Below are 16,163 nucleotides of genomic sequence, written 5' to 3'. Positions count from 1 at the left end.
GGATCGGGGCCGCCCGGCCCCGATCCGCCGGAGAGACCCTAGTGGTGATCACCCCGGCGGGAGGGGCGTTCGCGCGGACCGGCCCGGATCGGATGCCGCCCGCACCCCACCCCGTCAGTGACGGAGAGTGACGGGTCGCCCCACGGTCTACCCTGGACGTCGATCGATCACCCCGTACAGGAGTCAACGTGGCCGTCAACCTGGTCAATGTCGAGAACGTCAGCAAGGTGTACGGCACCCGTGCCCTGCTCGACGGCGTCTCGCTCGGCGTCTCCGAAGGGGACCGGATCGGGGTCGTGGGGCGCAACGGCGACGGCAAGACCACCCTCATCCGGATGCTCGCCCGCCTGGAGGAGGCCGACACCGGTCGCGTCACCCACAGCGGCGGCCTGCGCCTGGGCGTCCTCACCCAGCACGACTCGCTCGACCCGGAGGCCACCGTCCGGCACGAGGTGATCGGCGTCATGGCCGACCACGAGTGGGCTGGCAGCGCCAAGATCCGCGACGTGCTCACCGGCCTCTTCGGCGGGCTCGACCTGCCCGGCTTCGAGAACGGCCTGGACACCGTCATCGGCCCGCTCTCCGGCGGCGAGCGGCGCCGGATCGCGCTCGCCAAGCTCCTCATCGAGGACCAGGACCTCATCGTCCTCGACGAGCCCACCAACCACCTCGACGTCGAGGGCATCGCCTGGCTCGCCCAGCACCTGCAGAACCGGCGCTCCGCGCTCGTCTGCGTCACCCACGACCGCTGGTTCCTCGACCAGGTCTGCACCCGCATGTGGGACGTGCAGCGCGGTGACGTGCACGAGTACGAGGGCGGCTACTCCGACTACGTCTTCGCCCGCGCCGAGCGCGAGCGGATCGCGGCCACGGAGGAGGCCAAGCGGCAGAACCTGATGCGCAAGGAGCTGGCCTGGCTGCGGCGCGGCGCCCCCGCCCGCACCTCCAAGCCCCGCTACCGCATCGAGGCCGCCAACGAGCTGATCGCCGACGTGCCGCCGCCGCGCGACACCAGCGAACTGATGAAGTTCGCCAACGCGCGCCTGGGCAAGACGGTCTTCGACCTGGAGGACGTGACCGTCACCGCCGGGCCCAAGGAGCTGCTCAAGCACCTCACCTGGCAGCTCGGCCCCGGCGACCGCGTCGGCCTGGTCGGCGTCAACGGCGCGGGCAAGACCTCACTCCTGCGGGCCCTCGCGGACGCGGCCCGCAGCGGCGGCGAGGTCCAGCCGCCGGCCGGCCGGATCGTCGTCGGCAAGACCGTCCGGCTCGCCTACCTCTCCCAGGACGTCACCGAGCTCCCCGGCACCCTGCGCGTCCTGGAGGCCGTGCAGCAGATCCGCGACCGGGTGGACCTCGGCAAGGGCCGCGAGATGACGGCCGGGCAGCTCTGCGAGCAGTTCGGCTTCTCCAAGGAGAAGCAGTGGACGCCGGTCGCGGACCTCTCCGGCGGCGAGCGCCGCCGCCTCCAGCTGCTGCGCCTGCTCATGGACGAGCCGAACGTCCTCTTCCTCGACGAGCCCACCAACGACCTCGACATCGAGACCCTGACCCAGCTGGAGGACCTGCTCGACGGCTGGCCGGGCTCCATGGTCGTCATCTCCCACGACCGGTTCTTCATCGAGCGGACCACCGACAGGACGTTCGCCCTGCTCGGCGACAAGACGCTGCGGATGCTGCCGCGCGGCATCGACGAGTACCTGGAGCGGCGCCGCAGGGCCGTCGAGGCGTCCGTCCCGGCGCCCGCCGCCGCCCCCGCGCAGCCGAAGCCCGGCGTCTCGGCCGCGGACGCGCGCGCCGCGAAGAAGGAGCTGCAGAAGGTCGAGCGGCAGCTCGACAAGGTCTCCGAGAAGGAGGCGAAGCTGCACGGGCAGATCGCGGACAACGCCACCGACTTCGAGAAGGTCGCGAAGCTCGACGCCGAGCTGCGCGAACTCGTCGCGGAGCGTGAGGAGCTGGAGATGCGCTGGCTGGAACTGGCCGAGGACGCATAACGAGGGCATCACAGGCCGGTCCTCCCTTGGGAACAAGGGGCGGACCGGTCGCTTTTGCGCCATGGCGTGGGTGGTAGAAAGAAAACCCGTTCACGCCTAGGGGGAACCAGCCATGTCGCAGCCGCCCAGCAACCAGCCGCCGGGGGGCTTCGGAGCCCCTCAGGACCCGAACCAGTCCCCGGGCCAGTCCCCGCAGCAGGGACAGCCGCCCGTGCCCCCGGTCCCGCCGGGCCCGCCCACCCCGCCGCAGGGCCCGCCGCCGGCCGCGCCCGGCCCGTACGGGCAGGCCCCGCAGCCGGGGGCCGGCTACGGCTACCCGCAGCAGCCGGGCCAGCAGCCGGGCCAGCCCGGCCCCTACGGGCAGCCGGTGCCGCCGCCCTACGGGTACCCGCAGCAGGGCCAGCAGCCCGGCCCGTACGGCCAGCAGCCCGGCCCCTACGGCGGCTATCCCACCCAGCCCGGATACCCCGGCGCCCCGACCCCGCCGCCCGGCGGCGGTCCGGGCAAGAACCGGACCGCGCTCGTCGCCGGTGTGGCCGCCGCGGCCGTCCTGATCGCCGCCGTCACCACCTGGGCCGTCGTCGGCGGCGGTGACGACGAGAAGGACCCGGTGGCCCGGCCCACCGCCACCGCGGCCCCGACCTCCGGCGCCCCCAAGCCGTCCGAGTCGGTCGACGAGGGCGACGGCTCCGGCGACGGGCGCAACGGCGAGGAGGACCTCAACGCGGGCCGCCAGGACGGCGAGGCCAAGGTCAACTGGCTGACGAAGAACACCGTCGACCTGCCCCGCAACGGCGCCGACGTCAAGGGCCCCTGGATCGTCGGCGACACCGTCGTCAAGGCCATGTACAAGAGCGTCGAGGGCTACGACCTCACCACGGGCGCCGTGAAGTGGACCGTCCCGCTGCCGTTCCAGCTGTGCGCGGCCCCGACGGAGCCCTCCGCGAACGGGATCATGGTCTTCGGGTACGAGGAGAGCGCCAAGGACGGCGCCAAGTGCACCGAGCTCCAGCAGATCGACCTGAAGACCGGCAAGCCCGGCTGGAAGAAGGCCGTCCCGAAGGCCACCGGCTTCTTCGCCTTCTCCGACAACACCCTGGCCATCAGCGGCAACACGGTCACCGCGGCCGGCTCCAGCAGCGCGTACGGCTTCTCGCTCACCGACGGCCGGCAGCTCTTCACCGGCCCCACCACCGGCTGCAAGCCCTTCGCCTACGCGGGTGGCAAGAAGCTCGTCGCCGCCATGAACTGCTCCTCGGGCAGCGGCGGCAAGAAGGTCCAGGCGGTCGGCGAGGTCGATCCCGACACCGGCAAGCCGAAGTTCACCTTCCAGCTGGAGGCCGGCTGGGAGGTCGACAAGGTCTACTCGGTCGACCCGCTGGTCGTCTCGGCCACCCAGCGCGAGCCGAAGAAGTGGGGCATCTTCTCCCTCCGGGCCGACGGCAAGCTCCGCTCGAACATCCAGGGCGGCACCGACAAGTTCGCCCCCTCGTGCGGCGGCAGCTTCGTCATCTTCGGCAAGAACCTCCAGGGCTGCACCGGTGTCGCGGCCGACGCGAACACCTTCTACATGGCCACCGAGACCGGCTACGGCAAGGCCAACGAGGTCGTCGCCTTCGACCTGAACAACGGCAAGGCCAAGTGGCGCTCCAAGGCCCCCGGCGAGCAGACCGTGGTGCCGCTGCGGATGGAGGGCTCCGAGGTCCTGACGTACGTGAAGTCCTCGTACAACAAGGGCGGCGCCGTCGCCACCATCGCCCCGACGGGTGGCGCGCCGAAGATCCTGCTCCAGCACCCGGCCTCCACCGCGGAGATCGAGAACAGCTTCTACAGCGCCGGCTACGCCTACGGCAACGGCGCCTTCGTGGTGGCGAGCGGACGCGTCTCCGCCACGAACGACAAGGAAGAGAAGCTGGTCAAGACGATGATGGCCTTCAGCAAGTGAGGTACACGGACCGATGACGCAGCCACCCCCGCCCCCGCCGAACCAACCGCCGGACCCGCAGGGCGGCTTCGGGGCCCCGACGCCTCCGCCGCAGGATCCCGGCTACGGCCACCCGCAGCAGTCCGGGCCCGGTTACGGGTACCCGCAGCAGCCCCCGGCCGACCAGGGCTACGGCTACCCGCAGCAGCCGCCGACGGCCCCGTACGGCTACCCCGGGCAGCCCCAGCCGCCCCAGCCCGACCAGGGCTACGGCTACCCGACGCAGCCGCAGCAGCCGCAGGCCCCGTACGGCTACCCCACGCAGCCGCAGCCGCAGTACGGCGCGTACCCGCCCGTCCCGCCCCCGGCCCCCGGCGGCGGCAAGAAGCTGTCGGCACAGCTCCAGATCGTCATCGCCGCGGCCGTCGCGGTCGCCCTGATCGTCGGCTTCGGCATCTGGTACGCCAACTCCGACGGCTCCGAGGAGGCCAAGGGCCCGGACGGCACCACACAGGGCCCCGCGACCGGCGGCGGTGACACCGGCGGCAAGGGCGGCGGCGGTGGCGGCGGCAAGGAGAAGGTGCCCGCCAATACGCAGGCGAAGGTGGCCTACAAGATCGACATCCCGAAGGTCCCGGACGTCACCGACGTCTCCGGCTCCTGGATCACCGACAAGGCGTTCGTGAAGCCGGGCCTCGACTCGCTGGTCGCCTACGACCTGGACAAGGGCGGTGTCCTGTGGACGCTGCCGCTGACCGGCCAGATGTGCGGCGCCTCGCGGCACGTCAGCGCCGACGGCAAGCTGCCGATCCTCTTCGAGGCCACCAAGCGGGTCGCGCCGCGCTACTTCCAGCCGTGCACCCAGGTCGGCGTGGTCGACCTGAACACCGGCAAGCTGGTGTGGTCCGACGCGGTCTCCGTCGGCGACGACAAGGCCCGGCTCAGCGAGGTCACGCTCAGCGGGACGACCGTCGCGGCCGGCGGCACCGACGGGGGCGCGGCCTTCGACCTCGCCAGCGGCAACCCGCGCTGGAAGCCGAAGGACGAGGGCGACCGCTGCTACGACCTGGGCTACGGAGGCGGCCCGGCCCTCGTCGCGGTCCGCAAGTGCGGCACGTACGACAACCCGAGCGTCCTGATCCAGAACCTGGACCCGGTGTCGGGCAAGCCGCTCTCGCAGTTCAAGATGCCGGCCGGCGTCAAGTACGCCTCGGTCGTCTCCAGCAAGCCGCTGGTCGTCGCGGCCGACGTCGGCGAGAGCGCCGGCGACGGCAGCGGCATCTCGGACTTCTTCTCGATCGACGAGACGACCGGGAAGCTGAAGGCGAAGATCACGGCGGACGCCGAGCAGTACGCGGCCCGCTGCCGCACGACCCAGGTCGAGTCCTGCACCCAGGCGCTCGTCGGCAACGGCAAGCTGTACGTGCCGACCGAGGAGCACGAGGGCAGCACGGGCGAGTACGGCTCCGAGACCAACGAGATCATCGCCTTCGACCTGGCCACCGGGCGCATGGCGCCGGAGAAGGCCGACGCGGGCGACCAGTACACCTTCGTCCCGATGCGGATGGACGGCGCCAACATCATCGCCTACAAGGAGGCGCCGTACGACAAGGGCGGCCGGATCGTCTCGGTCGACGGGGCCACGATGAAGGAGACGCTGCTCCTGGAGAACCCGGCGGACAAGACGTCCCAGAACCCGGAGCGGAGCTTCAGCCTGAACGGCGCCGACCTCCGGTACCAGGACGGCCGGTTCTTCCTCTCGGACAACCTGATCAGCAAGCCCCGGGAGTCGAGCACCGGCTCCAAGGACTACCTGCTGGTCTCCTTCGCCGTCCCGCGCTGACGGCGGACCGCACGGCCCGCGGGCCCCTCCGGACCACCGGAGGGGCCCGCGGGCGTTCCGATGTCCGGGATTGGCGGGATACGGGGCGGGGGAGCGTGTAGCTTGCCGGGTTCAGGCCCGCCGGAGCTCCGGCGCGCCTCGGAGAAGGGGGAATGACGGGGATGGGCGTACGCCTCGTGGTGGTCGACGACCACCGGCTGCACGCGGAGGCGCTCGCCTCGGCGCTCAAGCTGCGCGGGCACCGGGTGCTCGCGGCGGCCGCGCCGGTGGCGGGAGCGGCGGAGCTGGTGGTGGGCCGGGCACCGGAGGTCTGCCTCCTGGGCACGGCGGCGCCGGACGGTCCGGGGGTCTTCGACCCGGTCGTGCGGATCAAGCGGGAACGGCCGCAGGTGGCCGTGGTGGTGCTCGGCCCGGTGCCGTCGCCGCGCGGGATCGCGGCGGCGTTCGCGGCCGGGGCCTCCGGATACGTCCGCCACGACGAGCGCATCGAGGGCGTCGAGCGGGCCCTGGTGAAGGCCAGGGCGGGGGAGTCGGCGGTGGCGCCGCAGCTGCTCCAGGGCGCCTTCGCGGAGCTGCTGCACCCGTCGGAGCAGCCGGACGACGAGGGGCAGCGGCTGCTGCGGCTCCTGACGCGGCGGGAGGTGGAGGTCCTGGTGCGGGTCGCGGAGGGCGAGGACACCCAGGTGATCGCGGTGGGGATGGGGATCGCGCCGAGCACGGCGCGGACGCACGTGCAGCGGGTCCTGATGAAACTGGGCGTCGGCTCCCGCCTGGAGGCAGCGGCCCTGGCAGCCCGCACGGGCCTCCTGGACCGAGCGATCCCGGGCCCCAGGGACGCCTCTTAGGGCGCCCGCCCGGAGCTTGTCCGGCGCCTGCCCGCCGGAATCGCGAGAATCCCGCCCCGCCCCGGGCCGGGGCCGGCTTCGCCATTGACGGCGATGTTTGAATGTGATTTTTTGTGCGGGATTCTGTTTGATCGCGCTTGGTTCTGCCCGGAGGGCATCCCGTGAAGAAGACCGTCACCACGCTCGCCGACGGGCGCGAGCTCATCTACTACGACGCGCGCGCGGACACCGTCCGCGACGCCGTCGACCCCCGCCCCCTCACCCGCGTCGTCTCCCGCTCCGAGATCCGGTACGACGAGCTGACCGGCGACCCGGTCACCGTCGCCTCCCACCGGCAGGACCGCACCTACCTCCCGCCGGCCGACGCCTGCCCGCTCTGCCCCTCCCGGGACGGACGCGAGAGCGAGATCCCCGAGAAGGGCTACGAGGTCGCGGTCTTCGAGAACCGCTTCCCCTCCCTCTCCGGCGGCGTCGGCCGCTGCGAGGTCGTCTGCTTCACCGACGACCACACCGACTCCTTCGCCGACCTCACCGAGGAGCGGGCCGCCCTCGTCCTCGACGCCTGGACCGACCGCACCGCCGAACTCTCCGCCCTCCCCGGCGTCGAGCAGGTCTACTGCTTCGAGAACCGGGGCGCCGAGATCGGCGTCACCCTCCCCCACGCCCACGGCCAGATCTACGCCTTCCCCTACGTGACGCCCCGGACGGCCGCCATGAGGCGCCGGATCGACGCGCACCGCGAGGCGACCGGCCGGAACCTCTTCGACGACGTCGTCGCCCGGGAGAAGAGGGACGGCGAGCGGGTGGTCCTGGAGACCGACCACTGGATCGCCTTCGTGCCGTACGCCGCCCACTGGCCGTACGAGGTGCACCTGCACCCCAAGCGGCGCGTGCCCGACCTGCTCGCCCTCGACGGCGGCGCCCGCACAGAGTGCCCACAGGTCCTTCTGGAACTCTTGAGGCGCTTCGACCGGATCTTCGGCCCGGACGCGCCGCCGACCCCCTACATCGCCGCCTGGCACCAGGCGCCGTTCACGGACGGGCGGCGCGAGGACTTCGGGCTCCACCTGGAGCTCTTCACCGTCCGACGGGCCCCGGACAAGCTCAAGTTCCTCGCCGGCACCGAGTCCGGCATGGGGGCCTTCATGAACGACGTGCGGCCGGAGGACGCGGCCCGACGACTCCGAGAGGTGGCAGACGCATGACGCGGCAGAGGTATCTGGTGACGGGCGGGGCGGGGTACGTGGGCAGCGTCGTCGCCGCCCACCTCCTGGAGCGGGGCCACCGGGTCACCGTCCTCGACGACCTCTCCACCGGCTTCGCCGAAGCCGTCCCCGAGGGCGCCGAGTTCGTCGAGGGGCGCGTCCAGGACGCCGCGCGGTGGCTCGACGGCTCCTACGACGCCGTCCTGCACTTCGCCGCCTCCTCCCAGGTCGGCGAGTCCGTCGAGAAGCCCGAGAAGTACTGGGAGAACAACGTCGGCGGCACCACGGCCCTGCTCGCCGCCATGCGCACGGCCGGGGTCCGCCGCCTCGTCTTCTCCTCCACCGCCGCCACCTACGGCGAACCGGAGACCGTGCCGATCCCCGAGACCGCCCCCACCGCCCCCACCAGCCCCTACGGGGCGACCAAGCTCGCCGTGGACCACATGATCGCCGGCGAGTGCGCCGCCCACGGCCTGGCCGCCGTCTCGCTGCGGTACTTCAACGTGGCCGGGGCGTACGGCCCGTACGGCGAGCGCCACGACCCCGAGTCGCACCTGATCCCGCTCGTCCTCCAGGTCGCCCTGGGCCGCCGCGAGGCGATCTCCGTGTACGGCGAGGACTACCCGACCCCGGACGGCACCTGCGTCCGCGACTACATCCACGTCGCCGACCTCGCCGAGGCCCACCTCCTCGCCCTCGACGCGGTGACGGCGGGCGAGCACCTGGTCTGCAACCTGGGCAATGGCAACGGCTTCTCCGTCCGCGAGGTGATCGAGACCGTCCGGAAGGTCACCGGCCACCCGGTCCCCGAGACCGTCGCCCCCCGCCGCCCCGGCGACCCGGCCGTCCTCGTCGCCTCCGCCGACACCGCGCGCGAACGGCTCGGCTGGACCCCCTCCCGCCCCGACCTGGCGGACGTCGTCGCCGACGCCTGGGCCTTCGCCCGGAGCGGAGAAGGAGAGCGCCCGTGAACGTCGCCACCGGATTCCAGAGCCTCTACGGGGCCGCCCCCGACGGGGTCTGGGCGGCCCCCGGGCGGGTCAACCTCATCGGGGAGTACACCGACTTCAACGACGGCTTCGTGCTGCCGCTCGCCCTGCCGCACACCGCCGTCGCCGCCGTCTCCCGCCGCGACGACGGCGTCCTGCGCCTGCACTCGGCCGACGTCGACGGCGGGATCGTCCAGCTCGATACGGACACCCTGGAGCCGCTCTCCGGCGGCGGCTGGGCGGCCTACCCCGCCGGGGTCGTCTGGGCGCTGCGGGAGGCCGGGCACCCGGTGACCGGCGCAGACCTGCACCTCGCCTCGACCGTGCCGACCGGCGCCGGACTCTCCTCCTCGGCCGCCCTGGAGGTCGTCACCGCGCTCGCCCTGAACGACCTGTTCGGCCTCGGCCTCTCCCGGCCCGAGCTGGCCCGGATCGCCCAGCGCGCCGAGAACGCCTTCGTCGGCGTGCCCTGCGGGATCATGGACCAGATGGCCTCCGCCTGCGCGCTGGAGGGCCACGCCCTCCACCTGGACACCCGCGACCTGTCGCACCGCCAGGTCCCCTTCGACCCGGCCGCCGAGGGGCTGACGCTGCTCGTCGTCGACACGCGCGTGAAGCACGCGCTCGGGGACGGCGCGTACGCCGAGCGGCGCGCCGGGTGCGAGGCGGGCGCGCGGGCGCTCGGCGTGCGCGCCCTGCGCGAGGTCGACGCCGCGCGTCTGCCCGACGCGCTCGCCCGGCTGGACGACGAGACGGTACGGCGGTACGTGCGGCACGTCGTCTCGGACAACGCGCGCGTGGAGCGCGTGATCGCGCTCCTGGACGCCGGGGACCCCCGGGCGGTCGGTCCGGTCCTCACCGAGGGCCACGCCTCCCTCCGGGACGACCTGCGGGTCTCCTGCCCCGAACTGGACCTGGTGGTCGAGGCGGCGAACGCGGCCGGGGCGCTCGGCGCCCGGATGACCGGCGGCGGCTTCGGCGGCTCGGCCGTCGTCCTGGTGGGGACCGACCGGGCGGAGAAGGTCGCCGCCGCCGTCGAGAAGGCCTTCGCCGCGGCCGGGCACGCGGCCCCGGGCGTCTTCCCGGCCGTCCCGTCGGCGGGCGCCCGCCGCGTCCGGGGAGCGGAGGCCTCTCCGTAGACGGGCCCCGCCGCCTCTGAGGAGCCCTTTCCGGCCGCCGGCCGCCGGCGGTTCCGGTCTCCGCCCTCGGCAGTTCCCCGTTTCGGCCCCCGCCGTGACCCCCCGCCCCTACCCTGAGGGACGGCGTCGGCGGGGGCCGGCGCCGTTCAGGGGGCGCGACCCGCCGGGTACGGCGCCGTGAGCGGGGTATCCATCCACGCACGGCGGCGGCCGTGTCCCACGACGGACCCGCCCCCGGCGCCGTGCCCGCGCCGGTCCGTTCCTCGACGCATGGGGGTGTCCGTGGCACGTATCCGGGTCCTGGTGGTGGACGACCACCGGATCTTCGCCGAGTCGCTGGCCGCCGCCCTCGCGGCGGAGCCGGACGTCGACGTCGCCGCGGCCGGCAGCGGCCCGGCGGCCCTGCGCTGTCTGGAGCGCGGCGCGGCGGAGGGGCGCAGGTTCGACGTGCTTCTGGTCGACGCCGAGCTGGGCGCGGGCCCGCCCGGCACGGCACCGGCCCGCGCCGTGCCCGACGACGCCGAGGGCGCGGTGGACGGGATCTCGCTGGTGGCCGGGGTGCGCCGGGTGCAGCCCGCCGTCCGCACCGTCGTCCTCGCGGAGCGGGACGACCCGCACCGGGCCGCGCTCGCCCTCCAGGCCGGGGCGTCGGGCTGGGTCGCGAAGGACTGCTCGCTCCAGCGGCTGCTCGCGGTGGTCCGGGGGGTCCTCAGGGACGAGACGCACCTGCCTCCGGCCCTGCTGACGGGTGTCCTGCGGGAGCTGACGGCGGCCCGCAAGCACCGCACGGACAGCGAGCGGCTGGTGGAGTCGCTGACCCCGCGCGAGCGGGAGGTGCTGCGCTGCATGGTCGCGGGCCTGGGCCGCAAGGCGGTCGCCGAGCGCCTCTTCCTCTCCCCGCACACCGTCCGCACCCACATGCAGAACGTGCTGGGGAAGCTGGGCGTGCACTCGACCCTGGCGGCGGTGGCCCTGGCCCGCCGCGCGGGCGTGGGCCCGGCGGAACCGCTGCCCGCGGCCGCGGCCGTACTAGCCGGGGATGTTGTCGAACGGGGCGGTCAGCCGGCGTAGCAGGGCGGCCAGTTCGGCGCGCTGGGCGCCGGAGAGCCGGGCCAGGATGGCGCGCTCCTGGGCGAGGAGCCCGGCGAGCGCCTCGTCCGCGCGGTCGCGGCCCTCGGGGGTGAGCCGGACGAGGACCCCGCGGCGGTCGCTGGGGTCGGGCAGCCGCTCGACCAGGCCCTTCTTGGCGAGCCGGTCGATGCGGTTGGTCATGGTCCCGGAGGTGACCAGGGTCTGGGTGAGGAGCTGGCCGGGGGAGAGCTGGTAGGGCGCTCCGGCGCGGCGGAGCGAGGTGAGGACGTCGAACTCCCAGGGCTCCAGCTGGTGCTCGGAGAAGGCGAGCCGACGGGCGCGGTCGAGGTGCCGGGCGAGCCGCGAGACGCGGCTGAGCACCTCGAGCGGTTCCACGTCGAGGTCCGGGCGCTCGCGGCGCCATGCTGCGACCAGTCGGTCGACCTCGTCCTCCATGACGATCAGTGTAGAGGGTCTGTTGACATAAAGTCTCTTGATGGCAAGTTTCTTTACTTAAAGATTCTTGTCACCAAGATATATTTCGCTGGACTATGGGGAAGGGACCCGGCCGGAACACCGTTCCGTTTCGGCCATTCGTTCCAGCAAGGGGGCTTCGAACATGCATTCCGTGGAATCCGCCGCACCCACCTGGGATCCACAGCAGTACCTCCGCCACTCCGGACACCGCGCCCGGCCCTTCCTCGACCTGCTCGCCCGAATACCCCGGCTGCCGGCCGGAGACCGGCCCGCCCGCATCGCCGACCTCGGCTGCGGCCCCGGCAACGTGACGGCCCTCCTCGCCGACCGGTGGGCCGACGCGCACATCACCGGGTTCGACCTCTCGCCCGAGATGCTGGAACGGGCCGACAAGGACTGGGCGGGGACCACCCGGGGAGGCGGCTGGATCGACTTCCGGCCCGCCGACGCCGCCCACTGGACCCCGGACGAGCCCTACGACCTGATCGTCTCCAACGCGGCCCTCCAATGGGTCCCCAACCACCCCGAGTCCTTCGCCTCCTGGATCGACGGACTGCGCCCCGGCGGCACCTTCGCCTTCCAGGTCCCCGGCAACTTCGTCTCGCCCAGCCACGCCCTGCTCGGCGAGCTCTGCGACACCCCCGAGTGGCGCGACCGCCTCGGCGATCAGGGCCGCCGCTTCGTCCACGTCCTCGACACCGCCGACTACCTGAACCGCCTCATCGGCCTCGGCTGCGAGGCGGACGTCTGGGAGACCACGTACTGCCAGCTCCTCCAGGGCGAGGACCCCGTCCTCGACTGGGTGAAGGGCACCGCCCTGCGGCCCGTCCTCACCGCCCTGGACGACGACCGGGAGGCGGCCGACGCCTTCCTCGGCCAGTACCGCGCCCTCCTGCGCGAGGCCTACCCGCCCGGTCCGCACGGAACCGTCTTCCCGTTCCGGCGGATCTTCGCCGTCGCCCGCAAACCGGCCTGAACGCGGGCGGGGTGAACGCGCGGGCGCCCCGCACCGGAGGTCCCGGTGCGGGGCGCCCACGGCCCTCGGGCCGTCACGACATGGTGTTGTAGATCCCGTAGCCGTAGCCGATCCTGCTCCGCGCCGTGAACTTGCCCGGCGTGGTGTTCAGGTAGGAGTACAGGTCGCCGTTGGAGGCCACGCCGAGCAGGTCGCCCTTGCCGTCGGCGTTCAGGTCGCCGGGGGCGACCAGCTTGGTGTACGTGTTCCAGCCGGCGCCGATCTTCGCCCGGCCCTTGAACGGGGTCGTCGCACTGCCCGTGCCCGCGTACAGGTACAGATCGCCGCCCGGGGTGCGGGCCACGATGTCGGCCCGCCCGTCGCCGGTGTAGTCGCCCGCGCCCACGAGCGCGTTGTACGCGCCCCAGCCGGTGCCGACCTTGATCCGGGTCGCGAAGCCGGTGCCCCAGCCGTTGCCCTTGTACAGGTAGAGGACGCCGGCCTTGTCCCGGGCCAGCAGGTCGCCCCTGCCGTCGCCGGACAGGTCGCCCGGGCCCACGAGCGCGTTGTACGCGCTCCAGCCGGAGCCGATGTAGGCGTTGTCGACGTAGAGGCCGTTCTGGTAGATCTGCGCGAGGTCGGACGAACCGTCCGGGTTCAGCGTGGACAGGTGCGTGAAGACGGCGCCCGCCCAGTTGCCCGTGTCGCTGGCCTGGTCGCGCTTGCCGATCTGACCGGTCGTGGTGCTGCCGTACCAGAACAGCGTCCCGGCCTTGTCCCGCGCGTAGAGGCCCTCCTTGGCGCCGGTGACCGGGATGTTGCCCGCGCCGCCGAACTGCGGGACCCCGGCCCACCCGCCGGCCGTGCCGATCTGCCGGCGGGCCGAGAAGGTGCCGTCGCCCTTGCCCGTGTAGTACCAGAAGGTGCCCTTCAGGTCGCGGGCGATCATCTCTCCGTTGCCGTCGTGGTTGTCGTCGCCGACGGGGAAGATCTGGTTGTAGCCGTTCCAGCCGACGCCGATGGACCGGCGCGCGGCGAACGGCGACGACTTGTCGCCCTTGCCGGCGTAGAACCACAGACCGCCGGAGGCGTCACGGGCGACCAGGTCGGCCCAGCCGTCGCCGTTGTTGTCGCCGATGCCGAGGAGCTGGTCGTAGACGTTCCAGCCGACGCCGATCTTCACGCGCGCGGAGAACGGCGCGTAGCGGTTGCCGGTGGCGTAGTACAGGTACAGGTCGCCGTTGTGCTCACGGGCGACCAGGTCCGCACGGCCGTCGTCGTTCACGTCGCCGGGCGCCAGGACCTTGTTGTAGATCTGCCAGCCCCCGCCCTGCCAGGCGTACGACGCGTAGGTGGGCGTGGCGTCCGTGTACAGGGAGAGCACGCCGTGCGCCGAGAGCGTCAGGACCTCGGGGCCGCTGGCGTCCCCGTCCTGGTTGCCGATCGGGATGACGTCCTTGACGGGCTCCGAGGTGTCCCCGAGGAAGGGCCCGTCGCTCGTCGGGGTGTTGGTGTAGAGGTTTCCGTTCCAGGCGCGGTAGATCAGGTCGCTGTACCCGTCGCCGTCGAAGTCCGACAGCTGGGGAGAGGCGCCGACGCCGGTGGTGGCCGCGGCGCCCGCGCGGGGCGCGCCGGCCGTCGGCCGCTCCAGGACCGGCGGCGGGGTGAAGGCGGTCGCCGACTTCTCGGCGACCGGGCGGGGCGAGGGCTCGTCGGCCGACGCCGGGGTCGCGAGCAGCATGCCCGCGGAGAGGGCGAGGGCGGTGCAGGCCGCGAGGCGCGCACGCGTGGAGGACACAGAACGCAAAAGATCCCCCCCAGGGATCAGAATGACAGTGGACCGGGGAGGGGCTCTGCGACACGTCCGCACGTCGAAGACACGTGCGAGGGGCGAACACCCTCCCGGCTGTGGCAGGAGCATATCCCCTCGGTGCGACAGGGCATCAACGAATATGCCCGGCAACCGGAGACCCCTCCGATTGCCGGGCCCGCCCCTTCCGGCCCCGGGGGCTCCCGCCCTCCGTCAGCTCTTCCGGTGCCCTATCAGCCGCGGTTTCTGCTCCAGGCCGTCCAGGCCGTGCCACGCCAGGTTCACCAGGTGCGCCGCGACCTCCGCCTTCTTCGGCTTGCGGACGTCCAGCCACCACTGGCCCGTCAGCGCCACACTCCCCACCAGCGCCTGCGCGTACAGCGGCGCCAGCTTCGGATCGAACCCCCGCGCCTTGAACTCCAGGCCCAGGATGTCCTCCACCTGCGTGGCGATGTCGCTGATCAGCGACGCGAACGTGCCCGTCGACTGCGCCACCGGAGAATCCCGCACGAGGATCCGGAAACCGTCCGTGTAGTTCTCGATGTAGTCCAGCAGCGCGAACGCCGCCTGCTCCAGGAGCTCCCGCGGATGCCCCGCCGTCAGCGCCCCCGTCACCCCGTCGAGGAGCTGCCGCATCTCCCGGTCGACCACGACCGCGTACAGCCCCTCCTTCCCCCCGAAGTGCTCGTACACCACCGGCTTGGAGACCCCGGCCTTCGCCGCGATCTCCTCCACCGAGGTGCCCTCGAAGCCCTTCGCGGCGAACAGCGTGCGGCCGATGTCGAGCAGCTGCTCCCGGCGCTCCGCGCCCGTCATCCGCACCCGGCGCCCGCGCCGGGGAGGCTTCTGCTCTCCGCCGCTGCCGCCACTGCCGCCGGTCCTGCCCTCGATCGCCACGTCCTCCATCATGCCGCGTCTGCGGACACGCTCTGGCGCCGGGCTTCGATGCGGGACTTCGCCGGCCAGCGCACGTCGTACGCCCAGCCCGCCTTCTCGAACCAGCGGATCAGCCGCGCGCTGGAGTCGACCTGCCCGCGCAGCACCCCGTGCCGCGCCGACGTCGGGTCCGCGTGGTGCAGGTTGTGCCACGACTCGCCGCAGGACAGCACCGCCAGCCACCACACGTTCCCCGAACGGTCACGCGACTTGAACGGGCGCTTGCCCACCGCGTGACAGATCGAGTTGATCGACCACGTCACGTGGTGCAGCAGCGCCACCCGCACCAGCGAGCCCCAGAAGAACGCCGTGAACGCCCCCCACCACGACCACGTCACCAGACCGCCCACCAGCGGCGGGATCGCCAGCGACACGATCGTCCACAGCACGAACTGGCGCGAGATCGCCCGGATGGCCGGATCCTTGATCAGATCGGGCGCGTACTTGTGCTGCGGCGTCCGCTCCTCGTCGAACATCCAGCCGATGTGCGCCCACCACAGGCCCTTCATCAGCGCCGGAACCGTCTCCCCGAACCGCCACGGCGAATGCGGGTCGCCCTCCGCGTCCGAGAACTTGTGGTGCTTGCGGTGATCCGCCACCCAGCGCACCAGCGGCCCCTCCACCGCCAGCGACCCCATGACCGCCAGCGCGATCCGCAGCGGCCGCTTCGCCTTGAACGACCCGTGCGTGAAGTACCGGTGGAAACCGATCGTGATCCCGTGGCAGCCGATGAAGTACATCGCCACCATCAGACCGAGGTCCAGCCAGCTCACCCCCCAGCCCCACGCCAGCGGCACCGCCGCGAGCAGCGCCAGGAACGGCACCACGATGAACAGCGACAGGGCGATCTGCTCGACCGACCCCTTCTTGTCACCGCCCAGCGTGGCGAAGGGCAGCGCCCCGGCGCCGTCCGGACTGTCCGGCGCCTCGGGCGCCGAGGTCATCTCGGGGCTCATGGTCATGGGTCTCCCTGGG

13 protein-coding genes are annotated in these 16,163 nt (G+C 72.7%); 9 read left to right on the top strand and 4 right to left on the bottom strand.

Annotated elements, in window-relative coordinates; translation table 11 throughout:
- Positions 1–188 precede the first annotated feature (188 nt).
- From CP977_RS14170 to CP977_RS14135, 8 genes are all read left to right on the top strand, one after another.
- A complete protein-coding gene (locus CP977_RS14170; RefSeq protein WP_062754848.1) occupies positions 189–1,994 on the top strand; it encodes an ABC-F family ATP-binding cassette domain-containing protein in 1,806 nt (601 codons plus the stop codon).
- Positions 1,995–2,106: 112 nt separating this feature from the next.
- The gene (locus CP977_RS14165; protein WP_062754850.1) at positions 2,107–3,939 is read left to right on the top strand and encodes an outer membrane protein assembly factor BamB family protein; all 1,833 of its coding nucleotides are present in this window, start codon (positions 2,107–2,109) and stop codon (positions 3,937–3,939) included.
- Positions 3,940–3,952: 13 nt separating this feature from the next.
- A complete protein-coding gene (locus CP977_RS14160) occupies positions 3,953–5,761 on the top strand; it encodes an outer membrane protein assembly factor BamB family protein (protein WP_152370204.1) in 1,809 nt (602 codons plus the stop codon).
- Between the two features lie 161 nt (positions 5,762–5,922).
- On the top strand, positions 5,923–6,606 hold the full coding sequence (locus tag CP977_RS14155; RefSeq protein WP_062754854.1) for a response regulator transcription factor: 684 nt from the start codon (positions 5,923–5,925) through the stop codon (positions 6,604–6,606).
- Positions 6,607–6,767: 161 nt separating this feature from the next.
- Positions 6,768–7,811 (top strand): galactose-1-phosphate uridylyltransferase, encoded by a 1,044-nt coding sequence (galT, locus tag CP977_RS14150; RefSeq protein ID WP_062754856.1) that lies wholly within the window; start codon positions 6,768–6,770, stop codon positions 7,809–7,811.
- Positions 7,808–8,782, top strand: coding sequence for a UDP-glucose 4-epimerase GalE (gene galE, locus CP977_RS14145; RefSeq protein WP_062754858.1), 975 nt, complete (start codon positions 7,808–7,810; stop codon positions 8,780–8,782). Before galT ends, galE begins: the two co-directional genes overlap by 4 nt.
- Positions 8,779–9,939 (top strand): galactokinase, encoded by a 1,161-nt coding sequence (gene galK, locus CP977_RS14140; protein ID WP_152370203.1) that lies wholly within the window; start codon positions 8,779–8,781, stop codon positions 9,937–9,939. The genes galE and galK overlap by 4 nt, the downstream gene beginning before the upstream one ends.
- Positions 9,940–10,221: 282 nt before the next feature.
- Positions 10,222–11,010, top strand: a complete 789-nt coding sequence (locus tag CP977_RS14135) for a LuxR C-terminal-related transcriptional regulator (RefSeq protein WP_062757047.1) — start codon at positions 10,222–10,224, stop codon at positions 11,008–11,010.
- Here CP977_RS14135 and CP977_RS14130 read toward each other — a convergent pair.
- Positions 10,969–11,466 (bottom strand): MarR family winged helix-turn-helix transcriptional regulator, encoded by a 498-nt coding sequence (locus CP977_RS14130; protein WP_062754862.1) that lies wholly within the window; start codon positions 11,464–11,466, stop codon positions 10,969–10,971. The genes CP977_RS14135 and CP977_RS14130 overlap by 42 nt on opposite strands.
- A gap of 163 nt (positions 11,467–11,629) precedes the next feature.
- On the opposite strand from CP977_RS14130, the gene CP977_RS14125 reads away from it, so the two are divergent.
- Complete coding sequence (locus CP977_RS14125) at positions 11,630–12,463, top strand: trans-aconitate 2-methyltransferase (protein WP_062754864.1); 834 nt, start codon at positions 11,630–11,632, stop codon at positions 12,461–12,463.
- A 73-nt stretch (positions 12,464–12,536) separates the two neighbouring features.
- On the opposite strand, the gene CP977_RS14120 is transcribed toward CP977_RS14125, so the two are convergent.
- The 3 genes from CP977_RS14120 to CP977_RS14110 all read right to left on the bottom strand — a co-directional run bounded on the left by CP977_RS14120 (position 12,537) and on the right by CP977_RS14110 (position 16,150).
- A complete protein-coding gene (locus tag CP977_RS14120; RefSeq protein ID WP_308017212.1) occupies positions 12,537–14,240 on the bottom strand; it encodes an FG-GAP repeat domain-containing protein in 1,704 nt (567 codons plus the stop codon).
- A 225-nt stretch (positions 14,241–14,465) separates the two neighbouring features.
- Positions 14,466–15,158: a TetR/AcrR family transcriptional regulator gene (locus tag CP977_RS14115; protein ID WP_062757048.1), complete on the bottom strand. Its 693-nt coding sequence runs from the start codon at positions 15,156–15,158 to the stop codon at positions 14,466–14,468.
- A complete protein-coding gene (locus CP977_RS14110) occupies positions 15,158–16,150 on the bottom strand; it encodes an acyl-CoA desaturase (protein ID WP_062754868.1) in 993 nt (330 codons plus the stop codon). The genes CP977_RS14115 and CP977_RS14110 overlap by 1 nt, the downstream gene beginning before the upstream one ends.
- Positions 16,151–16,163: the final 13 nt, after the last annotated feature.

It is taken from the genome of Streptomyces cinereoruber, from assembly GCF_009299385.1.
In the GTDB taxonomy this organism is placed as follows: domain Bacteria; phylum Actinomycetota; class Actinomycetes; order Streptomycetales; family Streptomycetaceae; genus Streptomyces; species Streptomyces bikiniensis.
This window is presented reverse-complemented; position numbering and strand designations above follow the sequence as displayed.